The organism is Allorhizocola rhizosphaerae (assembly GCF_003426775.1).
GTDB classification, from domain to species: domain Bacteria; phylum Actinomycetota; class Actinomycetes; order Mycobacteriales; family Micromonosporaceae; genus Allorhizocola; species Allorhizocola rhizosphaerae.
Genome location: NZ_QJUG01000451.1, coordinates 1 through 2,152 on the forward strand (window position 1 = coordinate 1; position 2,152 = coordinate 2,152).

The 2,152-nt window shown below is 72.4% G+C and carries 3 protein-coding genes and 1 pseudogene; 3 read left to right on the forward strand and 1 reads right to left on the reverse strand.

Features of this window, described 5'->3' with window-relative positions; genetic code table 11:
- Both DM816_RS41645 and DM816_RS41650 read left to right on the forward strand, forming a co-directional pair.
- A partial coding sequence (locus tag DM816_RS41645) for a hypothetical protein (protein WP_162908426.1) occupies nt 1-197 on the forward strand: 197 nt, incomplete at its 5' end.
- Between the two features lie 38 nt (nt 198-235).
- The gene (locus tag DM816_RS41650) at nt 236-967 is read left to right on the forward strand and encodes a nitroreductase family protein (RefSeq protein ID WP_162908427.1); all 732 of its coding nucleotides are present in this window, start codon (nt 236-238) and stop codon (nt 965-967) included.
- Here the strand turns inward: DM816_RS41650 and DM816_RS41655 are convergent.
- Nucleotides 953-1,669, reverse strand: a complete 717-nt coding sequence (locus tag DM816_RS41655) for an SDR family NAD(P)-dependent oxidoreductase (RefSeq protein ID WP_117215912.1) — start codon at nt 1,667-1,669, stop codon at nt 953-955. The genes DM816_RS41650 and DM816_RS41655 overlap by 15 nt on opposite strands.
- A 99-nt stretch (nt 1,670-1,768) precedes the next feature.
- On the opposite strand from DM816_RS41655, the pseudogene DM816_RS41660 reads away from it, so the two are divergent.
- Nucleotides 1,769-2,152 (forward strand): annotated as a pseudogene (locus tag DM816_RS41660) (hypothetical protein); the annotation flags it as partial.

The window sequence follows — 2,152 nt, forward strand, 5'->3', positions numbered from 1 at the left end:
CGCGGCGCCGGCCGCCTTCGACGCGGCGCCGGCCGCCTTCGACGCGGCGGCCCCGGCTGGTCGAGACGTTCTCGCCGTTCCTTGACAGCGCACCCGACGTGCGGGAACGGGTCGGACAGTCCATTGTCGACATCGTCGGCGGCGGGCTGGTGCGATTGGACGTGCGCACGACCCTGGTTTTGGCACGAAAAGCGTGAGTCATGTCACGGCTGACTCGGTTAGCCTGGTGAAGGACATGAATACGCCAGACGTGGAGCAGATCCTGCGCTCGGCCGCCGCACACGCGTCCAACGCCCCGAGCATCCTGGGGACCCGGCCGTGGCGCTGGCGGCTCGACGACGACGTGCTGCGGCTGTACGCGGTCCCGCCCGGCGGGCGGTTCGTCGTCATCAGCTGCGGCATCACCCTGCACCATGCCTGCACGGCGATCGCGGCCAGCGGGTTCGAGCCGCGGGTGCAGCGGCCGGCCGACCCGGACGACGCCGACCTGCTGGCCGAGGTGCGCGTCGGGCCGCCGCGGCAGGTGCGGCAGGAAGACCTCAACGCCTACGCCGGCATCGGCTCGTTCGGCGTGGCCGCCCGATGCGACCCGGCGGCCACGGTCGAGGTCGGTCATCTGCGGATGCTGGCCGACGCGGCGTCTTTGCACGGTACCCGGCTGCACGTGCTCGGATCCGACAGCGTCCGGCGGGCGGGGGCCGGCGGGCGCACCGCCGTGCACGAACCGGACCTGCTGCCGGCCCAGGGCATCCGCCTGGGCGTGATCCTCACCAGCGAGGACGGCCCGCTGTCGTGGCTGTGCGCGGGGGAGACCCTGTCGGCGGTGATGCTGGCCGCCGCGGGGGCGGGCCTGGTCGCCGAGCCGGTCGACGACCCGGCCGAGCTGCCGTTCACCCGCGACGACTTCGCCGAGCTGGGCTGCGCCCAGCTGGCCGTCCGGATCGGGCACCGGTTACAGGCCTCCTGACACGCGCAGGTTGGCGCCGTTGACATAGGACGCCTCATCGCCGAGCAGCCACACGATCGCGGCCGCGACCTCTTCGGGCCGGCCGGACCGGCCCATCGGGGAACGCGACGCCAGCCGGTTGGGCCGGTCCGGGTCGCCGATCCCGGCGTGGAACCCGGTGTGGATGATGCCAGGCGACACGGTGTTGACCCGGATGCCGCGCGGGCCCAGCTCCCTGGCCAGCCCGACGGTCAGGGTGTCGGTCGCGGCCTTGGTCGCCGCGTAATGCACGTATTCGTTGGGGCTGCCCAGGGTCGCGGCGGCCGACGACACGTTGACGATGGCCGCGACGCCGCGGCGGGCGGCCTGCTGCGCGCACAGCACATAGCCGATGAGGTTCACGTCCACCACGTGGCGCAGGTCCTGTTCGGACAGTTCGGTGAACGGGCCGGCCGGGCTGCCCACGCCCGCGTTGTTGACCAGCCCGGTGATCCGGCCCAGCTCCCGCTCGGCCGTGTCGAACAGGTCGCGCACCGACGCCGAGTCGGTCGTGTCCACCCGCACGGCGATCGACTCGGTCTCCAGCCCGGCCACGACGGCCCGGGCCGCGGCGTGGTCGCTGCGGTAGCCCACGGCCACCCGGTGGCCCGCCTTGGCCAGCAGCCGGCAGGTGGCCGCGCCGATGCCCCGGGAGCCGCCGGTCACTATCGTCACACTCGTCATACGCTGCATTGTCGGGTGTCGGCAGGCATGTTGTCGGACCCTTCTGGTAGAACGTGTGTATCAATAGCGAGATCACAAACGGAAGGAGGGCCTGGAGCGATGGGACTGTCCACCAAGGAGCTGGCGCAGATCCGCGAGCTGGTCTCCGCCGGCAAGCGGCCGCGGGTCATGTTCACCGAGGCCGCCGGCCAGATCGCCGGGCAGGTGGGCCACGTGGTGCAGCTGGAAGACCCGAAGAAGCACGACGACTGGATCCTGGTCAAGTTCGGCGCCGACGTGCTGCCGTTCCCGCCGTCCGACCTGGCCATGGCGCCACGCGGCGCGGTGAAGAAGGCGGCCGAGCCGGCCCCGCCCGCCCCGCCCACGCCGGAGTTCAAGGTCGTCCGCGAGGCCCCGCCCGCCAAGAGCCAGGCCGCCACCCCCGCCGCACAGGAGAAGAAGACCACGATGTCCGAAGCAGACAAGACCCCGGCCGACGCCTCG

Bases quoted from the DNA above. Each gene is read 5' to 3' on its own strand.
- DM816_RS41650 (WP_162908427.1), top strand. From the start codon at position 236: ATGAATACGCCAGACGTGGAGCAGATCCTGCGCTCGGCCGCCGCACAC.
- DM816_RS41655 (WP_117215912.1), bottom strand. From the start codon at position 1,669: ATGACGAGTGTGACGATAGTGACCGGCGGCTCCCGGGGCATCGGCGCG.